At 63.2% G+C, this 20,191-nt stretch carries 18 protein-coding genes and 1 tRNA gene; 10 read left to right on the top strand and 9 right to left on the bottom strand.

Annotated elements, in window-relative coordinates:
• Positions 1–290 precede the first annotated feature (290 nt).
• From DPM12_RS08070 to DPM12_RS08095, 6 genes are all read left to right on the top strand, one after another.
• Positions 291–713, top strand: a complete 423-nt coding sequence (locus DPM12_RS08070; RefSeq protein ID WP_245951232.1) for a DUF3052 domain-containing protein — start codon at positions 291–293, stop codon at positions 711–713.
• 13 nt (positions 714–726) lie between these two features.
• The gene (locus tag DPM12_RS08075) at positions 727–1,194 is read left to right on the top strand and encodes a peroxiredoxin (protein WP_112257799.1); all 468 of its coding nucleotides are present in this window, start codon (positions 727–729) and stop codon (positions 1,192–1,194) included.
• Positions 1,195–1,277: 83 nt separating this feature from the next.
• The gene (locus DPM12_RS08080; RefSeq protein ID WP_211658636.1) at positions 1,278–1,694 is read left to right on the top strand and encodes a hypothetical protein; all 417 of its coding nucleotides are present in this window, start codon (positions 1,278–1,280) and stop codon (positions 1,692–1,694) included.
• A 143-nt stretch (positions 1,695–1,837) separates the two neighbouring features.
• A tRNA-Val gene (locus tag DPM12_RS08085) sits at positions 1,838–1,909 on the top strand.
• Between the two features lie 133 nt (positions 1,910–2,042).
• A complete protein-coding gene (locus tag DPM12_RS08090) occupies positions 2,043–2,318 on the top strand; it encodes a type II toxin-antitoxin system Phd/YefM family antitoxin (protein WP_112257800.1) in 276 nt (91 codons plus the stop codon).
• Positions 2,318–2,710 (top strand): type II toxin-antitoxin system VapC family toxin, encoded by a 393-nt coding sequence (locus DPM12_RS08095; protein WP_112257801.1) that lies wholly within the window; start codon positions 2,318–2,320, stop codon positions 2,708–2,710. Before DPM12_RS08090 ends, DPM12_RS08095 begins: the two co-directional genes overlap by 1 nt.
• A gap of 705 nt (positions 2,711–3,415) precedes the next feature.
• Here DPM12_RS08095 and DPM12_RS08100 read toward each other — a convergent pair.
• From DPM12_RS08100 to DPM12_RS08115, 3 genes are all read right to left on the bottom strand, one after another.
• Positions 3,416–7,189 carry a YobI family P-loop NTPase gene (locus tag DPM12_RS08100; protein ID WP_112257802.1) on the bottom strand — a complete coding sequence of 1,258 codons (3,774 nt, stop codon included), beginning with the start codon at positions 7,187–7,189 and terminating at the stop codon, positions 3,416–3,418.
• Between the two features lie 1,000 nt (positions 7,190–8,189).
• A complete protein-coding gene (locus tag DPM12_RS08110; protein WP_158542818.1) occupies positions 8,190–9,035 on the bottom strand; it encodes a toll/interleukin-1 receptor domain-containing protein in 846 nt (281 codons plus the stop codon).
• 289 nt (positions 9,036–9,324) lie between these two features.
• A complete protein-coding gene (locus DPM12_RS08115) occupies positions 9,325–10,593 on the bottom strand; it encodes an ATP-binding protein (RefSeq protein ID WP_211658645.1) in 1,269 nt (422 codons plus the stop codon).
• A gap of 594 nt (positions 10,594–11,187) precedes the next feature.
• Here DPM12_RS08115 and mobF point away from each other — a divergent pair.
• The gene (mobF, locus tag DPM12_RS08120) at positions 11,188–14,646 is read left to right on the top strand and encodes a MobF family relaxase (protein WP_112257806.1); all 3,459 of its coding nucleotides are present in this window, start codon (positions 11,188–11,190) and stop codon (positions 14,644–14,646) included.
• Positions 14,647–14,936: 290 nt separating this feature from the next.
• On the opposite strand, the gene DPM12_RS08125 is transcribed toward mobF, so the two are convergent.
• Positions 14,937–15,224 (bottom strand): putative quinol monooxygenase, encoded by a 288-nt coding sequence (locus DPM12_RS08125; RefSeq protein WP_112257807.1) that lies wholly within the window; start codon positions 15,222–15,224, stop codon positions 14,937–14,939.
• Positions 15,225–15,370: 146 nt separating this feature from the next.
• Between DPM12_RS08125 and DPM12_RS08130 the strand changes: the two genes are divergently transcribed.
• The gene (locus DPM12_RS08130) at positions 15,371–15,598 is read left to right on the top strand and encodes a helix-turn-helix domain-containing protein (protein WP_211658652.1); all 228 of its coding nucleotides are present in this window, start codon (positions 15,371–15,373) and stop codon (positions 15,596–15,598) included.
• A 390-nt stretch (positions 15,599–15,988) separates the two neighbouring features.
• On the opposite strand, the gene DPM12_RS22785 is transcribed toward DPM12_RS08130, so the two are convergent.
• A complete protein-coding gene (locus tag DPM12_RS22785) occupies positions 15,989–16,234 on the bottom strand; it encodes an addiction module protein (protein ID WP_123788516.1) in 246 nt (81 codons plus the stop codon).
• Positions 16,235–16,597: 363 nt separating this feature from the next.
• Here DPM12_RS22785 and DPM12_RS08145 point away from each other — a divergent pair, with 363 nt between their 5' ends.
• On the top strand, positions 16,598–16,828 hold the full coding sequence (locus tag DPM12_RS08145; protein ID WP_211658654.1) for a hypothetical protein: 231 nt from the start codon (positions 16,598–16,600) through the stop codon (positions 16,826–16,828).
• Positions 16,829–16,833: 5 nt separating this feature from the next.
• A complete protein-coding gene (locus DPM12_RS08150; protein ID WP_158542819.1) occupies positions 16,834–17,154 on the top strand; it encodes a ribbon-helix-helix domain-containing protein in 321 nt (106 codons plus the stop codon).
• 339 nt (positions 17,155–17,493) lie between these two features.
• Here DPM12_RS08150 and DPM12_RS08155 read toward each other — a convergent pair whose 3' ends face one another.
• The 4 genes from DPM12_RS08155 to DPM12_RS08170 form a co-directional block, all read right to left on the bottom strand.
• A complete protein-coding gene (locus DPM12_RS08155) occupies positions 17,494–17,778 on the bottom strand; it encodes a hypothetical protein (protein WP_112257812.1) in 285 nt (94 codons plus the stop codon).
• Complete coding sequence (locus tag DPM12_RS08160) at positions 17,775–18,302, bottom strand: GntR family transcriptional regulator (protein ID WP_112257813.1); 528 nt, start codon at positions 18,300–18,302, stop codon at positions 17,775–17,777. Before DPM12_RS08160 ends, DPM12_RS08155 begins: the two co-directional genes overlap by 4 nt.
• Before the next feature lie 2 nt (positions 18,303–18,304).
• On the bottom strand, positions 18,305–18,568 hold the full coding sequence (locus DPM12_RS08165; protein WP_112257920.1) for a winged helix-turn-helix domain-containing protein: 264 nt from the start codon (positions 18,566–18,568) through the stop codon (positions 18,305–18,307).
• A gap of 218 nt (positions 18,569–18,786) precedes the next feature.
• Positions 18,787–20,040 carry a tyrosine-type recombinase/integrase gene (locus DPM12_RS08170; RefSeq protein ID WP_112257814.1) on the bottom strand — a complete coding sequence of 418 codons (1,254 nt, stop codon included), beginning with the start codon at positions 20,038–20,040 and terminating at the stop codon, positions 18,787–18,789.
• Between the last annotated feature and the right edge of the window lie 151 nt (positions 20,041–20,191).

The raw sequence follows: 20,191 nt of genomic DNA on the forward strand, positions 1-20,191 counted from the left end.
GATCCCTTCGCGGTCGGTCCGCGCCGACATGGTCGTTATGTCGGCATTGGTAGGTTCAGGGTCACTGTTTCCTCTCTCCTATCCTGCTCGCTTCGCTGGCGTTCGTCACTATCGGGGTCGGTTTACAGTCAGGTGATAGCCATGTGAGTACTTGACGTGCCACGCTTAGGGAAATCGCCGAGAGTATGAGTTCGGCGCGTGCACTTGCACAATTCGGCGTCCTTGGGTGGACTACGTGCGTACGACGTGGTCCGCACGGGGCGGAGCACATGATGTGAGGAGGACGATCGGTGGGCCAGACCGGGGGCCTGCCGGCCCAGGACAACGGGCCGGCTAGCAGGATGGGATTCCGTCCTGGACAGGTGGTTCAAGAGCTCGGCTGGGATGAGGACTGCGACGACGATCTTCGGATCGACATCGAGGACGCGACCGGCGGTGAACTCATCGACCAGGGCAGCGGGGAAGTGGCGGACGTTGTCCTGCAGTGGTGGAGAGACGAAGACGGCGATCTCACCGACGCGCTCGTCGACGCGATCACCGAGCTTGCTCCCGGGGGAGTGGTGTGGTTGCTCACGCCCAAGGTCGGCCGGGACGGCTACGTGGATCCCAGTGACGTCGCCGACGCTGCCCTGACTGCCGGCCTGTCGACGACTACCACGGTGTCCGTCACCGAGGAATGGTCGGGGACGAAACTCGTCGCGCCCAAGGGGTAGTATCGCGAGGGCGATGACACTGATCGGTACACCGGCACCCGATTTCGAGCGGCCGGACCAGCACGGTCGCACGTGGCGGCTGTCGGCGCTCCGTGGTCATGCCGTCGTCATCGTTTTCTTCCCGTTTGCCTTCACCCGTGTGTGCACTGGTGAGCTCGCCGAGCTGCGAGATGAAATGCTTCCCTCGCTGCCGGACGGAACCGTTGTGCTCGCGATGTCGTGCGACAGCATGTTCGCGTTACGTGTCTTCGCGGAGTCCGAGAAGTTGGAGTTTCCGCTGCTGTCGGATTTTTGGCCGCACGGTGTCGTTGCTTCGTCATACGGTGTCTTCGATGAGGAACGGGGCTGCGCGCGTCGCGGAAGCTTCCTCATCGATGCCAAGGGGATCGTGCGGTGGAGTGTGGTCAACGCCATTCCGAACGCGCGTGACGTCGACGACTACCGGCGCGCGTTGGATGGCCTCGCCATCACCAGCCGCTGACGAGGAAGGATGCCATGCCTTGCTACCGCTGTGGGACCCGGGAATCCGATCCCGCTCGTGGATCGCGCCTGTGGGTACGGGCCGTGCGATCCGATGCCCAGGTTCTCGTCTGCCCTGACTGCCAGCAGAGCAGCGGCTGGACGGCCGAGGTGGACCATTGCCCGACATGCGACGGCACCAACCTGGTTCGACGTCTCGGGGAGACGGTGTGCCGCTCGTGTGAGTCGTCGGCGACCGCGGAGTTTCTCGCCGTGGAGAGCACGACCGACCGTGGCCTGTCCGTCGGTTCGCTGAGCCAGCACGATCAGTCTGGTGACGAGCGCGACTTGAGCAGCGAGGTCGCTACCGCCATCGATCGCGTGCTGGGACGGCATGCGGGCCCGCCGGCGGAGGACGACCATCCGGATGCGGATGTGGCGCACTCGCAGCGCAACGGGGCGGAGTCCGGCCAGCCGCAGAGCAAGGGCGGTCGGCGCAAGCGTCGCGGCAAGTACAGGTAGCCGCAGGCTGATCGGTTTCGAGTACTTGCCGGATGCCGGCTGATCGCCGCGTGCCGGATACGCTGGCCTGGTGCGGCCGTACCGGGAACGGGTGCGGTAATCTGAACTGGCTGCCGGAGCGGCGCTGGTTCCGGCAAGTACAGGGGCGTATAGCTCAGTGGTAGAGCACTGGCCTTACAAGCCAGGGGTCGCTGGTTCGAACCCAGCTGCGCCCACACGCAAACATCGCAGGTCAGCCGCATGATCCGGCGGGCAGATTTTTAGCCGTGCCACCGACGTGCCACTACGTCGCAGGGCTTATTTTGATGGCTGTGGCGCCACGTCGGCTTTATGTGCTACAAATAGCACATGACATCGGTTGGTGTGCGTGAGCTACGTCAGCGAGCCAGTGAGTTACTGCGCCTGGTCGGAGAGGGGGAGACGGTCGAGATCACTGATCGTGGCCGTCCTGTGGCGTTGCTGACTCCCACGCCACAAGGGAGTCCGCTGGAGCGGATGCATGCCGCCGGCGAGATCGAGCCCGCGACCGAGGACTTTGACGATTTGCCCGAACCCTTGGTTGTGCCGGCAGGTGTTGAGTCCGCCTCGCAGGCTCTTGCGCGGTTGCGTCGTGATGAGCGCTGATGGCTGCGACGTATCTAGACTCGTCTGCCATCATCAAGCTTGTGGTGCGGGAGTCTGAGTCTGCGGCGCTGCGGCAGTACTTGCGTCGACGTCGTCCGCTGGTCTCCAGCGCATTGGCCCGCACCGAGGTGGTGCGGGCGTTGCTGCCCGCTGGGGAGAAGGCGGTAGCAGCTGGGCGTAAGGTGCTGAAGCGGATCGATGTCGTCCGTATCAGCAACGGGATCCTCGATGATGCGGCGACGCTGCGGCCAGATGAGGTGCGATCTCTCGACGCGATTCATTTGGCGACGGCTTCCCAGTTGGGCGAGGATCTCGGCGCGCTCGTCACATACGACGAGCGTATGGCTGAGGCGGCCAAGCAGTCCGGCCATCGCGTCGTCATGCCGCGTTAAGCCACATCGGCCTGGGCCTAAGAATACGAGCTTCTTCGCTCAGCCCTGAGTTGTGCAATATCGGGTTGTTGTTCATTGCGGACGGGGCCATTGGTTCGATCCCAGTATCGCCCACCACACGTAGTGGCAGGTCAGCCCCGGTTTTCAGACCGGGGCGTTGTCTTTTGCATCGCTTATGCATCGCTCGAAAGTCTGGTCGGCTGCGGCAAGATCTCAGACTGAGGTGCCGCGAGCCGTTGGCCCGGCCGAACCCAGTTGGAGTTCCGCCAACGACCCCACGTTGAGCTTTGCATCCTGAGGAAGATGATCGGGTTCGGTCGGTGCCCTCACACACCCAATCGGCGCTTTCACGATCATCGAAAGATCGCATCCGATTTGACCCACATCTGTCGATGACCCGACGGTCATGTGGTGCGGGACTGCAGCGCGGCTTAGCCGGAAGCTGACAACATCGCGTCCTTTTCGCCCACTAAGACGCGGGCTCAGCCACGGGAAAGTGCGCTGACGGCGCAATCTCCGTGACCTGCCCAATGGCAGTCCTGGCCGCGATGTCGCGTCCTGGTGCCGTCGCGCACAGGGGCAGCGAATAACGATTCCTCGACCGCATCGCGGCCGCCACGGGACTATCGAAAGAACGGGTCGCCCACCTAGTGCGATGCACATGCGAATGTGACCTCCTGCAGGCAATTTTGGTTTCGCGCCCGTCTACACGAGCACCTTGACAATCTTTGTAGACGATAGGCGTCTCTTCTTCGACACCTTTACCTTGCGCGCCTTGTGCAGGCGCTCAAAGACAGTGGCGTGAGCGTCCCCGGTCGGAAGTTCGAATTCGTCGCCGGGACCACCTTGGAGCAACGAGTAGGGATGTCCGAGGAGGACCAAAATCGCGATGACGTCCGCGGTTGCTGAGCCCTTTAGCTGTGCGAGGAGGGGAACAACGAGGTCCGGGTCTGATGTCACAGTGGCGACGCGGCGCACCTCCGCTATCGACAGCGGATGGCGATGCCTCAGGGACGCCATCGCAGCGGCTCGCATGGGGTCCTCCTGGCTGTCGGGGACGAAGTCACCAAGGCGGTCCAGGACGGAGGTTAGGACCTCGTCGGGCGTGCCTCTGCTGGCCAGCAACTGTTCAACAACCGGTTCAACCCTTGCTGGCGTTAGGAGTTCACGGAAACGTGCCGAATTCCGGACGGCCTCCTCGACGGCGTCCCAGCCAGCCGAGAGGAAGTGGTCGAAGACGTCCTCGGTCTCCGTGAAGAGCCCCGCCTCAACGGCGGCTGCGAGGAAGCCGTCCGCTTCGGGGGTGACTGAGGCCAGCGGGATCGCGTCGACAGGAAGTCCAAAGGTTGAGGCCAGCGCGACTCGATTTTTGACGTCTAGTACGGACGAGGCGCGGAGGACTGTCGCTGCGACTTCAATGACCGTGTCTGTGTCATCTTCGTCCGTTACGACGACCCTTGCCGACTCTTTCCCGGATGTCAGGAAATCGGCGAGGTGCTGGTCGATGTCGTGTGTCTGCGCGTAGGTGTAGAGGTTCGCGATCGTGGGCACGAAGAGGTGACTTGTCGCGAGGAGCTGCCAGAGGTGGTCGGGTAGCTCCGTCAGGTCTGGCACCGCGCTGGTAGTGGCACAAAGCTTGAAAAGGCGCGTCAACTGCTCGGGCGTCCAGGTTTCGTGCTGTGATTCAAGTAGTTCCACGAGCACGCTGCTGCTCTCCACGGCGTGCTGCGTGGCGTCGTCCTCGTCCACGGCTTGGAGGTAAGTGTCGATGTTGTCGCGGCAGTACTCCCACACCGCCGGCGGGGCCTCCGGGGCGCGGACAGCGTTCAGCGGAACCTTGCCAGTTTTGGACAAGGCGGTGCGCAAGTTGTCCGCAGTGAGTCGGTACATGTGCCCGGCGACGATGCGCGCTCGCAGCGGTTCACCGATATCGGAGAGTTCACCGACGACAAGGCCGGCGCGTTCAGCGAACTCGAAGGTGACACGGGCGCAGCCTTCTGTCTGGTCTTTCGTGAACGCGGACATCTCGGTGTAGTTGGAGATCAGGAACTGTGCAACGTCGTCGTCGACCTGGAAGTCGCTGACGGCCGCAGCGGAGTGTAGTGCGGCGTCCACGAGCTTTGTGCGGGTGTCGTCGTCTGGGAGGCCGGGATGTGTGACGAGATAGCTGAACAGGCGCGTCCACGGGTGGCGGGCAAGCTTCTCGACGAGCAGGTGCCGCGGCAATTCGACTTCGTTGAGGTACGTCTCGAGGAACTCCTGTGCCTCGTCGCTGAAGGCGGTTGTGAGGTGGGCCACGATTTCGTCGGCGCGGGGGTCGTTCTCGTTCAGTAGGTAGGTGACGACGTCGAGGTTGAGTGCGCTGAGGGTGCTGGTGAAGTCGGGTGAGACTTCGGCGAGGAGGTTCTTGACTGCGGCTGTCCCACTGAACTTGAAGTCGAGGTACATCGTGTTCGGTTGAACACTGCGGTTGTAGAAGTTCGCGACGTCGACACCTATGAAGTTGCCGTAGAAGACCGACGCGTACTCGGCGAAGTTGCGGTCGATGTAGCCAAACCGGACAAGGTCACGTGCGAGGTCCGACACCAGGGTTTCCTCGACGAAGGCAAGAAACGTGGAGGGCTGCCTAAAGCCGGGTCGTTTTAGTGTGAACCGGCCCTCGTCGATGAGGTCCTTGAAATCGGCTCCCCGTAGGTACGGGATGAGCTCGTCGATCTCCGCTATCCGTTCCTTTCTTCGGTGCTCGTCCGCCGCGGCCCACCTGTCGGCAGCGACTCCGTCGGCGAACTGGATCTCTAGTTCCGGCGCGCCGAGGATCAAGAGTGTGATTGGTTGGTTGCCGGGCTTTTGGGCGCGGATAGTCAGTGTCCGGTGATGAGCGACGTCCTCCCAAAACTCGCAGCCGCCAACCTTATCCTTCGTGTAGGGCTGGTCTCCGGTGACGAACACTAGTCCTGTCTGGTGCCGGGCGTGCGTTTGCTTGAGGGCATCTCCGAGCGACACGAGCCGGCTTCCAAGAGTCGCAGCAGTCGCCTCACGGGTTCGGTATTGGGCGTCCTTGGCTGTGAGGCGGCGCTTCTCTTCCTGCAAGGCTTTGATGCTCGCTCGGACAAGGTCGAGACGAAACCGCTCTACCTCGTCGAGGGTGCTGCCGCGGGCCGGGATGGCCTCGAAGTCTGCGAGGTGGAAGTTTTTGAAGGAGACGAGCGCGAACAGATGGTCTTCGGTGAGGCCGGGCGCGGGCTTGTCGACCCACAAGAGCCGCTCGGCGAAGACGATGAACTCGTTGCAGATGTTGGTGAGCAAGCGCATGTCGGTCGCGTGCCGAGCGACGAGGCCGAGCAGAGGCTTGGCCAGCGTATCCTCGTGGATGCCGCGCTTCTTCAACTGGCTCAGCAGCAGGTCTCGTGCGTTGCGGTGCGATATGAACGGCACCATCGGGATGACGAGCTCGAAGAACTTCGTGCGGTTTGCGCGTTCTGTCGCAGCCGCGGCGATATCCACCTTCTTCAGCGCTATCTCCTCGTTCGAGGATTGTGGCGCGGAGTCCTGCGAAGCCCGCGCGTCGCCCTTCGCGTCGTCCTTCTTGTTCGAGTCATCGTTGGCGTCCCCGCCCAGTTGCTCGAACAGGCTGTCCTTTATGGCATAGATGAAACGCAGCGGAGGCTTATCGCTGCCGCGGTTCGCTGAGGAGTTCAGCAATGTGTTCAGCTCGCGTAGCGAGTCGAAAATGTGTGAGTCGTCGAAACGGTCCAGGTCCTCGAAGATGACGTAGTCGGGGGACACTTGGTCGAAGAACGAGACCAGTTCGTCCAGGTACTTATCGAAGTAGGTGTCCGGCCGCTCCTGCAGAGTCACTGAGGTGCCGGCGGTTGCCACGCCGGAGACGATGCGGTTTCCTACCAGCCAGCGCAGCATCCACACCACAACGACACTCAGCGCCACGAACGCCAGCCATGCTGCAACCTGGATGAGGGGGTGGTGACTGGTTCCCGCTCCCGTAGGGTTGGGCAGGAGTCCTGCCAGCCACAGCAATGCTCCGGCGACCAGGGTGCCGCCGCATGCTTGCCAGAATGCCCGCTTTGGAGTCAGCGGCGCTGTGCGTGCAAACCGCGAGGACCGGACTTGTCCAGCCTTCGCGCGGTAGACGAGTTGTTTGACCATCTCCTTCTGGATGCGGTTCGTCAGTCCCTCGCCCTCGATGTCAGGGCCGAGCGTGTTGATGTTTATGCGGACAGTCGAGTCCTTATGCTCTTCCTCGAACTTGTCAAGGACGCTCGACTTGCCCGCTCCGTACCTGCCGGTCAACGCGATGTTCCGGTTGCGCGGGTCCTTGACAGCTTCCTCAAGGTGTCGGACATAGCTGGCGTGCCAGTTCTCGACGTACTCCGGAGCCAGGGAGCGAAGCTTCAACGACGACGGTCGGCGCGCCTTCGGCGACGACTGCGGCATCTCCTGGGAGTCGTCCGTCTCCGCCATCGCACACGCCGACCCATCGACCCGGACAGAGCCGTCGCCCGGATCTTCTAGATGGCCAGATTGATTGACCTTCAAGGGAACTCTGTCCTCACGTCGTCGTACTGGCTGTCACGACGCCCTGCGTTACCAACAAGCGCCGCTCGGTCACTTCTGCTAAGTGTGCCAAGAGGCGTACCACGACAGAGCCGACGCGGCCAAGCTCGGCACGAAGACGACGTAGGCGGGCACGCTCCGCCCGCGTGCGCAGGGCAAGCGTTCTCATCACCGATTAGTGTGTGTCCGCGCAACTACCTCACCAGCAAGACCTCGACTCGAATTGAGGGTCGCGTCGCAAAGAGCCGAGCATCGACATTTCGGCAGCACGATCACGCAAGCCGAAACTGGCTGCGATCCGCGGGTCTTGTTCCAAGGATCAGTGACTGACCCCCAGCTGCGTATTACCGCCGCGTTCGAGGGCTGACTGAGCATCGTTAGAGGTCAAGATGGTGTGCACTCGCCAGGAGGTCGGCAGCCCAGTCGAAACCTCGCTGACGAAGGATCGGGATGAAGACGTGAACCGGCGGGATATTACTCCTGTATCCCGGATTCGTCGAAAGCCCGCCGCCCGGACCTGAACTGAGTCCTCCGCCGGGCCCGGTCGACAAGCCGCCTCCGGGTCCTGTGCTTAGGCCGCCGCCTGGGCCGGTGGACATCCCGCCTCCCGGACCTGTGCTTAGGCCGCCGCCTGGGCCGGTGGACAACCCGCCACCAGGACCTGAATTCATCCCGCCACCAGGACCCGTGGAGGCACCGTCTCCGGGTCCGGTGCTCAGACCCCCACCAGGGCCCGTGCTCAATCCACCGCCCGGTCCAGTCGATCGATCTCGTGGCCATCCCAAGTTCTTCATGGCCGAGAAGATACAACGAGACACCGACATAGAAGGCTGCGTCATACCGCCGCTACTGTCCCGGTGGACGCGGGTCATAGGGTTTCGTCTGAGTACGCCGGCTGTGGCGACCATTAGTCGTGTATAACCTCGAGGATCGCCTGTGCCATCTCGTCGACGGTCATCAGGGCGGAGTTGAGGGCGAGGATCCCGGCGAGGAGCGGCGATTGTGCGAGCACTTCATCTTTACTGACGTGATGCCAGATAGGGAGGATCAGGTTCCGCCCGGACTCCATCTTTCGGCTGAAGAGCGCATCGAGTTCTGCCCGCGTCCAATGCTTCCGGAAGAAGTCCGGCGAGATGACTACGACGCCGAATCGGGCGTTGGCTATGCCCTTCTCGATCTCTTGACGGATGCTTTGTCCGACTTTGATCTTGATCTCGTCGAACCACACGGAGAGCCCACGGGCCTCCAACGTGTCCTTCAACGGCCGTGCGATCGAGTCCTTGTCCTCGCTCGCGTGGGACAGGAAGACATCATATGTCGGGCTCGCCGCGAACGAGTCGGTTGTGGACGCACTCCATGGACGCGCCGCTACCTCAACACCGAAAGTCGCCGGCGTGAACTGGGAGGCAGCACTAGCGTTCTGCCTCCAGATCGCGTCCATGGCCTTCTTCTGGTCGGCTGCCCGCTTCTTGTCGACATCGATCTGCGCCTTGGCAGTCTTTGTTTCGAGATCGGCCAACTTCTTCTCTAGATCGCCGCGCTTCTTCTCCGCAGCGTTGGCCTCACCCTCGGCGCGATCGGCCTCGGCGGTCTTCTGCCTTATCGTGCTCGCATTCTTCGACCGCTGGGCGGCCGCGCGGGCGTCGGCGGCTTTCTTGCGCTTTGCCGCGACCGATGACGTCGTCTTGGCGATCTCGCTATGCACGCGAGACGCATTGGCCCGGTACCGGTTGAGGTCGCTCTCGCTGGCCACGCCGGCTCCTGGTTCGTCAGATGTTTGGACGTCCATTGTCGCTCCGGCAGAAGGACACCGATACCGCAAGGCTTAGCGTCGCATGATGCCGGGCACTCCATAGATCAGAAGCGTAGTGTCTTTCACAGTACTCGTCCTCGGTGCTCCGACGCCGCCTATGCCCAATCGGGTCGCCTTGGCGAGGGGTTGCGCCATCGCCCTGCGCCACCTGCCCGCTCATTGAGCAGTATCGAACCACAGCGCACTTCGGGAGGTGGTGTCCGGCGGTGGACTTTTTGCTGCAAGCATGTCACTTGTTGCTCGGCGTGCTGGCGCGGGCGATGAGTACACTCGCGAGCACGCGGGCTTCTTCGGCTACCCGATCGTTCTCGAGCCAGACGTCGATGCAGCGATCGATTACTGACCCGAGATCACGGCACCCAAGCGATGTCTTAATGACGTCAAACACCCGTTGGTGAACAACGAAGCGACTCTTGTCGATGGCGACAAGGAGCGTCTGCGGATCGGTCTCCAAGAGCTCCGCAGCGCGCTCTGGATCCTCGGCAAGGGCCAAAACTAGTTCTTCCTCGGGGGGTCCACCGGGGAGGAACAGACAGTCTTCGTACTCGTTGTTCGTGCGCAGATCCCCATCGAGTACACATACCGATGAGAGCCGATGTGATCTCCTCGTCACCCGGAACGCGCGCGCTGCCTCGTCTGACCCCCCACTGGAGACGCCATCGAACTGATTTGCCGAATGCGCGATGAACCGGCGGATGATGGCCTCAAGCATCCGGGCCGCCATGTCATCCTCGACGTAGATGAGGGCTCGCACGTGGTCGGGCTCGAGAGACAGAGCGCTGAGGACCCGCTCCGCTGAGGTCACATTTGTGATCTTCCCGCCGCTTGCTCCGCGGGTGATCAGGCGCAGGCACTCGGGAGCTATTCGACTGATCATTGCCCAGGAGTGCGTCGCTACAACCGTCTGGCACCCGACGGCGCGTGTGATGCGAGCGATTTCGTCAATAAGAGCCGCATGCCCGGGTGTGGCGAGGAAGGACTCGGGCTCATCGATGAGAACAACGTCGCTGGGTCCCGCGTGGCGTAGGCACCATAATACGCAGTGCACCCAACGCTCAGCGGTACTCATCTGCCAGATGTCGATGACTTCACCCTCTCGTGCGCTTCGGACGTAGGGGATGGTCTCGTCACATTCGACTCTGACTTCGCCTTCTTCGACCCACTCATAGCGGTGCCCGAGTATCCGGTTCAATGCGTCTACGCCTGCCCTGCGCACATTTTTGATGCCGACTGGATTCACAGTGCTGAAACGTAGGTGATCGGCGGCATAGGCGGTCTCCTGCTCGACTAAATGCGGGGTGAGATACGTACAGGACACACCTTCAACGGCGACGGCTTCTCTCGTGGTCGTGTTCGACTCCAACGGGCGAACGAACCTCTGCGCCACTGTGGAATCACCCACAAACACAAGCTCATAAGTACCAATCAGAGCATCCAGATCAGAACTAGTGCCTCCACCCCTCGGTATCTGCCAACTCGGTAATGCGCTGTCGAGCATTCGCAACAGAGTGCTCTTGCCAACGCCGTGAACACCCAGCAGTGCGGTGAATTGCGAAAACTCACAGTGAACATCTGTGAACATTGGAGCCGTAGCGATGGCGACCCGACCTACGACAGGCGCAGGCCCTGTCAGTACACCCCACACTCGATCAACCTCGCTCCGGTACACATCTCCTCGGTTCTAATACGCCCGCCCACATTCTGCACGACCGCTCTGTGGAGCGAAGCTCTCCGGAGCCCGAGTCATCCTGAGTCCTCGCGGCGAAATGACACTCGCCAGTTTGCTGCCTAAACCCAGCGCGTTTTCGTCGGTGGTGCCAAGCGGCCTGCATCAGCACGGTCGCACCTCACCCATTGACCGCGATGTCCCATCTCCTCTGAGCTGCGATGCCATCTCTGTTGCTGCCGTGGCTTCCGCCGCTGTAGAGCATCCGCGACACTGCCTGAGCGCCCTGCTTCTGACTTGCCGCCTACCGGACTGGCCATCTGTCCCTTCGGCTTCTTGGCCCGCTGTCCTTGATCTGAATGGACGCATGCTACCGGCGGTAGGGGCTGCGCACCTTCCTCACAAGATACGTGAGGAGGCCAGCGGGTGAAGGGCGGCGTGATCTTGTTCCGAGGTGCTGGCACTGCCGCGCGCCGCTACCTGGAATCCGACCGCTCCCGAGCCGATGACTACTACTTAGAAGCAGGCACCGCGCTGGCCCATTTCACCGTGTCGGACAGCACCGGCCAGGTAATCGCCGAGGCCGAGCTGCTGCCCGGCGACTACGCGGGGTGGGTGGACTGGCAGCATCCGCTGACTGGTGAACAGATGGGCAAGCCACGTGCGCCTGGTGATGGGCGGCGGGGGTCGCCGCGGTTCGCGGAGATGGTCGTCAACGCTCCCAAGAGCTTGTCGATCGCCGCTGCCCTGCATCCCGAGGTGTCGGTGGCGCTGGATGCGGCGCAGCGGCACGCGGTGGCCGAGATTAGCCGCTGGCTCGCTCAACATTCGGTGACCCGTGTCGGGCCGCGTGGGAGGCAGGAGGTGGTGCCGGTCGAGCAGGTGCAGACCGTCGCCGTCTCGCACAAGACGTCGCGGGCGGGTGACCCGCACCGGCACATTCATTTCCAAGTCGGCGCCCGTGTCCGGGCCGGCGGTGCGTGGCGGGCGTTGGATACGGCGGCGCTGTTCAAGCAGCAGGGCGCGATCCGCGCGCTCGGGACCGCTGTGATCGCCGCGCACCCCGGGCTGGCCGGTGTGCTCGACCGGCACGGGTTGACGCTCGATCCGGTGACCGGCGAGGTCACCGAGCTAGAGCGGTTCAACCAGGTAATGAGTAAGCGCGCCGCGCAGGTGGAGCGGAACCTCACCCGGATCGAGGCCGAGTGGCAGGCCGCGCATCCGGGCGTGGAGCCTGGCCCGGTGCTGCGATCTAGGTGGCTGGTGAAAGCGTGGGCGCACGAGCGCCCGAACAAGAAGCCGACCAGCCTCGCTGACGAGGAGGGCTGGCGCCGCGAACTCGCCGACGCCGGCTACCACCCCGAGACTGCGGTGGTTCGCCGCGAGAGCAAGCTCCCGGTGTCGCTGGATGACCTCTCCGTGCAACAGGTCGCGAACCGTGCACTTGACCGCTGCGCCGCCGCTGCATCGACCTGGACCGTGCACGCAATCCAGGAGCACGTCACCCGGATCACCACCGAGCACGGCGTGCGCGCAACGTGCGAGGAGTTGCGGGAGTTCATCGCGATCACGACACGGCTCGCATCGGAGGATTGCTTGTCCGTGTTGCCGCAGGGTGCAGTGCAGCCCGAGCACGTCGCGCACCTTACCTCGTTGCGGGTCGTGCAGGCCGAGACCGAACTGCGCGACCTGCTACAGGCTTGCACATCCGAGACGGAACCGAAGCGTCCGGACGTGACTGACCTCGCCGCCGAGCGCGGCCTCGACGACGGTCAGACCGTTGCGGCAGCAGCTGTCGCCTCAACCGATCCGCTGGTGATTGTGGAGGGTGCTGCAGGGGCCGGAAAGACCACCATGCTCGCCGTCGCCATCACCGCGGCTGAACGTGAGGGCCGACGGGTGCGGGTGGTCGCACCGACGAAGAAGGCCGCCGACGTCGCGCACACCGAGCTCGGTGTACCCGCCGATTCCGTGGCCGCGCTAGTGTGCGCGCACGGGTGGCGGTGGAACACCGATGGAGACTGGACGCGCCTCACCCCTGGCGACACCGACCCAAACACCGGACTCCGCTACGCTGGCCCGCCCGAAGGAGCCCGTCTGGTTCGTGGTGAGCGGGTGATCGTGGATGAGGCCGGAATGCTCGACCAGGACACCGCACTCGCCTTCTTCACCGTTGCACACGAATCGGGCGCAACGGTCGCGTTGGTGGGTGACCGTGCACAGTTGTCGGCCGTCGGGCGCGGCGGCGTGCTCGACATGGCCGCCCACATCCGTGGCACCACCTACGACATGACCGGCGTGCACCGCTTCACCGACCCCGACTACGCAGCGCTGACTGTACACCTACGAGCCGGTGCAGACCCAGCGGTGTTGTTCGACCGGTTGCACGAGCTCGGCCTCATCCAGCTGCACGCCGACGACAACGCGGTGAACGACCACATCGCCAACGAGGCCTGCGAGGGTGCGGCAATCACCGTCGCGACCAACGACGACGCCCGAGCCCTGAACGAGCACATCCGCACCCAGCGCGCGCAGTGGGGCGAGGTGGTTGGCTCTCAGACCGTGACGGGCAGCGACGGCCTGGATATGAGCGTGGGTGATGTGATCCAGACCCGCAAGAACGACCGCGGTCTTCGGGTGGCCAACCGCCAAACATGGACCATCCAGCACATCGCTGATGACGGGACCGTGCGGGTGAGGGAAGCCGGGAACGGTAGGAAGCGCCAGCACACGGTCGCGCTGCCTGCCGAGTACGTGAACGAGCACACGCACCTGGCTTACGCCGCGACCGCGTACGGGGTCCAAGGCGCTACCGCCAGCGAGTCGCACACGATCCTCACCGATGCCCTCGAGGCGGCAGCCGTCTATGTCGGCATGACCAGAGGCCGAAACCAGAACGTCCTCCACGTCGTCGCGCCGAACCTGGACGAGGCTCGTGATCAGTTCGTCGCCGCTATGCAGCGTGACCGCGCCGACCGCGGCCTCGCCGACGCCACCAAGCAGGCCCGCGACGCCACGCGCGGACTGATCGAGGACGGGCCAGTGAAGCAGGTCAACACCGAGCTGGCAGCACTCGACGAGAAGGCCACGCATGCCGAGCGCCGCGCCAAGCGGTGGGAATGGATCGCCAAACACCTCGACGCCCAGACCGTCAAACATGCGGCCGAGGCTGAGCAGAGCGACGCTGTACTCACTGCGGCCAAAGAGAACGCTGCCCAGATGCGAGATGAAATTGCCGGTCCGTTGATCAGCCGGGCCATGAACGACGCACGGACGTATCTCGACGCGGTCGCCGAGGAGGCCGCCGCAGCGCGGCGACTGCGCACAGCGGGATGGCTCGCACGACGCCGCGCCTACCACGACCACCACACCGCAAGCCAGCACGTCGCGACGGTAGGCGGCCAGGTCCGCGATAAATGGGGCAGGTTCCCGGCCAGTCCGGAGGCGCTACCCGACTGGGCGGCACGTGCCGCATCACGCCGCGCCGAGGCCGACCTGCGAGTCGTCGAAGCCGACAGCGCCGTCGCCGCGGCGAAAGACGTGCAACAGGAAGTCACCATGCGGCAGCGTCGCGAACGCCTCGCCCTCCTGACTCGGCTCTACGGCCCGGAGAAGGTGCGCCGCGACCCGACCCGCTGCGAACTCACCGACGCACACCGTGAAGTCAGGCACTGGCAGGCCACCGCCGATCAGGCCAGGGCAGAGGCGGCAAGGCTCCGTGCGCTTCCGCCTCAAGAAGCGGCTCAGCAGATCACCCAGAAGCGCGCTGTCGCGGCGGCACGGCAGGCCACAGCCGAACGTGCTCGACAACTCCGTACCGCAAGCGAACCACCGTCGACCAGCAGAAGTGGCCCGCATCGCGGCCGCTCCGGACTCGGATTCTGAGTCTCATGTCAGCAATCAGCCGAGGTTGCCCCTTTGCCGCCACGCGCACAGCGATATTGGTATGCGACGGCGAAGGAAAGGGTAGTGACTATATCCGTAATATTCGGTAAGCTAGTTATTCACAGTTTGAGCACAGGAGTCATAAAATGCGCGTGATCGCTCGGGTGATGTTCCCCGATCGGCCGCATCTGCGCAGGTCTGACGGTGCCGCCGTAATGGCGGCACCGTACGTCGCGCGGGGTTGACGGCCCCGTCGATTCGACGGCACCGTCCCCACCGAGGCCAATCGTTCAGAACGGTGGCCGTTCAGTCGCGATCTCGTAGGCCATCACGTGAGCGTCAATGATGTCGATCCCGGTATCGGGAGCTGCTGCTACTGACCGCCACGCCTCGATCGACGCCCAGGAATCCCACCGCTCGTAGTTATTGACTCGTCTCGGGTCGATAGGGTCCGCGGTAATGGCGAGATCGAGGCACCCTGCCGCCTGGCGCGCTCGGCGAACCAGGTCGGCGTGAGCGTCGACATACGCGTCACGGTGTTCGGGGTCAACGATCAGGTAGCCAGCGATAATCCACATTGTTCCTCTAACCGCCGCACAGGGCGAGCTTGTCCGTAGGTGTTCTCTGATGCCCCATTCTGGCGGCCAGCGTCCGACTCAGTGGAAACGGGACACTCAGCGCACCTTCTCGGCAAAGGTCCTGCCTCAACGGGTGGTGGAGTGTCATGACGGTGACGAAAACACACGCGCGGCGTCGTGCTCCGATGCGGGAGCTATTCAGCGTGGCCGCGTCCGCAGAGTACTTGGATGTCAGTGAGCGCACCATTCGCCGGATGATCAATGCCGGTCACCTAAAGGCCTACCGGATTCGACGGCGAGGCATGATCCGGATAGCCAGGGTCGATCTTGACGCTGTGCTCTACGAGGTCAAGCCCGGCGAGGTGCAGCCTTGAATGAACTCGCCGGATCGATGACCGCTGTCCATGGCGGTCATTCGTAGCGGTGACAGATCAAGGCGCTACTCTTCCCCTCCTCGTCGTGTGTTGACCGTCTTCGCTGTTTCTGACGTCCGCGGCCAGTTGTTGCCAGTCAGCTAGGCCATCCTCGTCGCCGATCATCGGCGTCACTCGTTGAGTGTCAAGGTTGTTCCCCTCCGCTCCGCTACGGGGACTCCACCTTGACTCTCTCCTCGATGACGACGAAGGAGGCACCGATCGAGGAATGGCTGACCGTGCCTTGTGTGACGCCGAGGGCTGACGTTCGGAATGACGGCGCACCGGCGTGCCGGGAGAAGGCATCTTCGATGCCCGACGCGGCGCGCGTTCGGATTCGGAGGTGATGGTTCAACGCTGGTCGAGGCAGCTCGCGAGGCGGGCGCGGGCATTTGCCCACGCCTCGCCTGCGGAGTCTGCGGCCGTTGCCCGCCGGCCGCGACGCTCGATCTCATGAGCCCAGGCGGCTTTGAGCTCCTGTTGGTCCGCCTCCGGTCGATCATGCAGGCTGGCCAAGAGTTCGGCAGCGATGTGGGCACGATCATGTACTGGCAATTCCAGCGCTGCTTGGAGCAAGTCCTGAGCCTGACGGGTCATAGAAGCAATATAGGCGCCAACACGTCTAGAACTGCGGGAGATGGTCGACGCCTGTCCTGGGACATAGTTGACACCTCAGGGCCGGTGGTGCGACATGTCGTTGGCTGAGCTTGTGATCACGGCGGTCAAGATGTGTCCAGACCATGGATGCATGGTTCAACGCCACAGCCGTTGCAGCCGTGGATTGTCAAGGATCAGGGCCGTTGGGCTCTACCGATACCTATGGTGGCCATCAGGATGATGCTCTGATGAGCTGACGTGCGTCGATGCTGGTCGGATGCATTTGCCGGCGTCGGCAAGATGGTGGATGGTGTGCGCCGCAACGTCGTTGTATTCGTCGATGGTGTGTGACATACTCGATGGGTGACGGAGTTTAGGGTCGCCAGGTCGGCGCGTAAGCACAAGATCGGGAATGCGCACATCCTGGCAGCGATCGCCAACGCGGGCGAACCGATCGTCGAGGGCGACGCCCTGACCTACGTCGGCAAGGATGACCGAGGTGTTGAGCTGACCATCATCATCGTCCCAGACGATCGGGCCGGATGGATGGACTCATGGACCATCATTCATGCCATGCCCAACTACCGGAGGTGATCACGATGACACGTAAGCCGAAGATTGACGACACCACCACGATCCGTGACATAAACCTCGACCAGGAAGAAGTCCACTTCCAGGGTGAGCGGCTGACCGAACAGCGCGCCGAGCAGGTCGCCGAGGAGACCCTGGCCAAGCTGCGCAACAAGAACCTCATCCCTGGCGGCAAGTCGCTCTCGGGTGGCGGCAAGCACTCGCCCACGGTGCAGTTCCGGGTGCCCGAGGAGCTACGCGAAGAGGTCGAGCGGCGCGCGGCGGCCGAAGGGGTCAGCGTGTCGAAGTTCGCCCGCCACGCTCTGGAGGAGTACCTCAAAGCGTCGTGATCTTCGTGCAGGTGTTGATGTCCGCCAGCCCACCCGCCGGGTCCCGGCCTTGACACCGGCGAGAACGGCGCCAACGTGCCCTTGAAACTCATCGCGCTTAACGCGGAGCACTCACTGACCTTTGGCGCCATTCACGCTCTACTTGATGCCGGTGCGTTTCGTCGAGCCTATAGGCACTGCCCACGTGGTCTGAGGCGCGGATGCATTTTCCGATGACGGAGTTGAAGCGGGCAGCGGTACGCGTAGAGACCGTGCGGTGGTGCGCAGCCGTGAAAATGCGCGGGCCCGGGACAACGGCTTGCGCGGCCCGGGCCCGGCTCTATCTTGGGCACAAGCCCATCAGGATGCGTAGCTTCTCTTGCCGTGTAGGAGGAGCCCGGCGAGGCGTTCAGCCATGTCCCACGACAAGATCGCCCGGTTGTACGGTGAGAACTGCCGTGCCGCGAGCGTCAGCACGCAGTATGGGCGTTGGCTGTCGGATTCGGCGGTGACCGCGACGGCGAACACGGCCGCGTTGCGAGGCAGCATGATTTCCCCGATGTGCGCGACGTGGTTGCCCGAATGTCCGCCTTGGTCGGCGAAGTCACACCAGCGTGGGCAGGATCGCGCTTGTGGCCGGGTCATGTTCGCCCCCACTCATCGGCTGCGTCGCGGGCGATCGTCGCCACCCGTCGGGCCTGCCGCAGTGAGAGCTCAACCACGCATTCCTGCCCGCACCTCGCATGCGGCATCTTGCGGATGATCAGGTTGGGCGGTGCCTGGCTGTTCGGAGCACCCAGCCAAACGTCGACCGTCTGTGTCGCGCCGGGACCATCGGGGCCGAACTCTCCCAGACGCCGAGTGTGCCGATAGCCAATGTCGTTATTGCTGTGCCCGGAGCACCAGTGCGGGCATGCCACCCGCTCGCCCGGTTCGGTCACGTGGCTGCCCCGAGCCGTGGTGGCCACCAGGCCACGGTGGCGCAGGATCGCCAGCGTGCGGATGATGGTCCAGCGCGACACCCGGCACTGCTGCGCAAGCCGATGCTCCGCCGGCAGCCGGTCACCCGGCGCGAGCCCGCCAGTCTCGATCATCCGGTCGACGTGGTTAGCGAGCTGGATACTGAAATACACCGGGATGTCACGGTCCGGGCGGAAGTCAGCGAACATCGCTACTCACCACCGCCCGTGGCGACGAAGGTGCCTTTGGCCGGGAGAGTGACAAGCACGCCACGCCGGCGTAGGACATCGGTGGCCCGGCGCACGGTACCGATCGACACCGCGAGGGCTAGTGCGAGGTCGGCCTCGCCTGGCAGCATCGCCCCAGGCCGCAACTCCGCAGCGTGGCGGATGACTCTCTCGATGTGATCGGCGACCTGCTCGAACAGGTATCGCGGGGCCGTTTCTTGGTCGGGTTCGAAATCACTGAGCCGCATCACGACCACCGCCGTCGCGCCGGCGACGGGCGAACAGTGCCGTCAGCGGGGCGGTGACTGTGCGAGATGGCGATGCGGGATGTGAGCCGACGCCGGAATGCGTGCAGCTCGATGGTTGGGCCGTTGTGTACGGTACCCATGGGTCTACCTCCAGGGTTGCTCTGGTGGTGGATCAAGGGACCGTCGCGGAGTTGCCGCTCCCGGCGGTCCCGCCTGGCTTACGTTGTGTCAGCCTCCTTTCGCTTCTTCGTCCTGGTTGCTGTTTCGATGGGAACGACGTTTGTCTGTTCGGTTGCCATCTGCGACATGCGGTCGGCGATCTGCCGGTCACGATCTTTGGCCGCGTGCCAGTAGATCTGCGCTGCCTGAGCCGTCTTGTGCCTCAGGCGCTGCATGAGTTCTGCGGGGGAGGCCCCGGCTGCTGCGGCCAGCATGGAACCGAGATGGCGAAGATCATGCGGACGTATGTCTGGACGGCCGATCTTCTTCTTTGCAGCGTTGAACACCTTGTGCAGGGACGACAGAGACATGTACCCGCCCTGCTTCGCAGGGAACAGCAGGTCGTGCGGATTCAAATGGTCGATGTACTTCTGTACGTCGGGTATGACGTGCGGTGGAATGGCGACGTCGCCACCCTCGCCTGATTTTGGCGTGTCTTCGTGCCATTCGCCCTTGGTACGGGTTACGCCACGGTCGACATGAAGCACGCCGGTGCATCCGGCATCGGGGCAGTTCTCCCGTGATGCATCGCATTGATGGCGAATCCGCACGTCCCGCTTCTGCAATGCTGTCAGCTCACCGAATCGGACGGCGCACCATGCATAGAGCAGCACGAGCAGCCGGTACCGCTCGGGCAAGGCTGCGATGAGTGCGCCTAGCTCGTCTATGGATAGCGGCCGGATAGGACGGCGTCGCTTGGTTGAACCTGCTCCGTCGATTTCCGGTGGCATCGCGGCGATGAGCTTTCGCTTGTGCGCCGTTCGCAATATCGACCGCACGAGCGAGTACGCGTGAGCATTCTGAGTCAAATGATCGGCATCGAGCGAGTGATACCAACTCTCGAAGGTGTCAGCGTCGGCTACCTGTTCCAGCTCAAGGTCGCCGAATGTCGGGTAGATGACCCGGTCGAGAAGGCTCTCGTAGTGAGTTCTTGTGCGAGGCTTCAGCGGGGTGCCGCGACGTGTCCGACGCGTCCTCACCCACTCATCGGCAAAAGGCCGGAAGATCGCGATCTCAGGCGGTTCTTCTTTGCTCGGAGGCTTCCAACGACCTGCTTCAATCTCTTGCCGTACCCACGCCAAGTAGTCCAGCGCTCTCTTCTTGGTGGAGAATGTTCGCGGACCGAGATCGTGGTTGTCATCACTCACGACGCGGGCGCTGTGCCACGCCCCATTCAGCCTCCACCGAGCCTGAAACCGGCCAGACGGCAGCCTGCGCACGTTCCCAAACTGTGCGCGGGGCTCATTGCTCATGATGCCGTCCCTGAGATTCGTGCCACTGGCGTGCCACTGTCAGAGTACATCGATGGCACTTCGAATCCAAGGATGTCAATGGTGGCCTTCATAAAGTCGCAGCTCATAGGCAACTTGTGCGAGCATTGCGAACTCTCAACGAACTATGGCG

This window comes from Phytoactinopolyspora halophila (assembly GCF_003287285.1).
GTDB classification, from domain to species: Bacteria; Actinomycetota; Actinomycetes; order Jiangellales; family Jiangellaceae; genus Phytoactinopolyspora_A; species Phytoactinopolyspora_A halophila.

What these genes read in the sequence shown, in the direction of transcription:
- DPM12_RS08075 (WP_112257799.1), top strand. Translation starts at nt 727, where the DNA reads ATGACACTGATCGGTACACCGGCACCCGATTTCGAGCGGCCGGACCAG.
- DPM12_RS08090 (WP_112257800.1), top strand. Translation starts at nt 2,043, where the DNA reads ATGACATCGGTTGGTGTGCGTGAGCTACGTCAGCGAGCCAGTGAGTTA.
- DPM12_RS08095 (WP_112257801.1), top strand. Translation starts at nt 2,318, where the DNA reads ATGGCTGCGACGTATCTAGACTCGTCTGCCATCATCAAGCTTGTGGTG.
- DPM12_RS08100 (WP_112257802.1), bottom strand. Translation starts at nt 7,189, where the DNA reads ATGGCGGAGACGGACGACTCCCAGGAGATGCCGCAGTCGTCGCCGAAG.
- DPM12_RS08115 (WP_211658645.1), bottom strand. Translation starts at nt 10,593, where the DNA reads ATGCTCGACAGCGCATTACCGAGTTGGCAGATACCGAGGGGTGGAGGC.
- DPM12_RS08125 (WP_112257807.1), bottom strand. Translation starts at nt 15,224, where the DNA reads ATGTGGATTATCGCTGGCTACCTGATCGTTGACCCCGAACACCGTGAC.
- DPM12_RS08130 (WP_211658652.1), top strand. Translation starts at nt 15,371, where the DNA reads ATGACGGTGACGAAAACACACGCGCGGCGTCGTGCTCCGATGCGGGAG.
- DPM12_RS22785 (WP_123788516.1), bottom strand. Translation starts at nt 16,234, where the DNA reads ATGACCCGTCAGGCTCAGGACTTGCTCCAAGCAGCGCTGGAATTGCCA.
- DPM12_RS08150 (WP_158542819.1), top strand. Translation starts at nt 16,834, where the DNA reads ATGACACGTAAGCCGAAGATTGACGACACCACCACGATCCGTGACATA.
- DPM12_RS08155 (WP_112257812.1), bottom strand. Translation starts at nt 17,778, where the DNA reads ATGACCCGGCCACAAGCGCGATCCTGCCCACGCTGGTGTGACTTCGCC.
- DPM12_RS08160 (WP_112257813.1), bottom strand. Translation starts at nt 18,302, where the DNA reads ATGTTCGCTGACTTCCGCCCGGACCGTGACATCCCGGTGTATTTCAGT.
- DPM12_RS08165 (WP_112257920.1), bottom strand. Translation starts at nt 18,568, where the DNA reads ATGCGGCTCAGTGATTTCGAACCCGACCAAGAAACGGCCCCGCGATAC.
- DPM12_RS08170 (WP_112257814.1), bottom strand. Translation starts at nt 20,040, where the DNA reads ATGAGCAATGAGCCCCGCGCACAGTTTGGGAACGTGCGCAGGCTGCCG.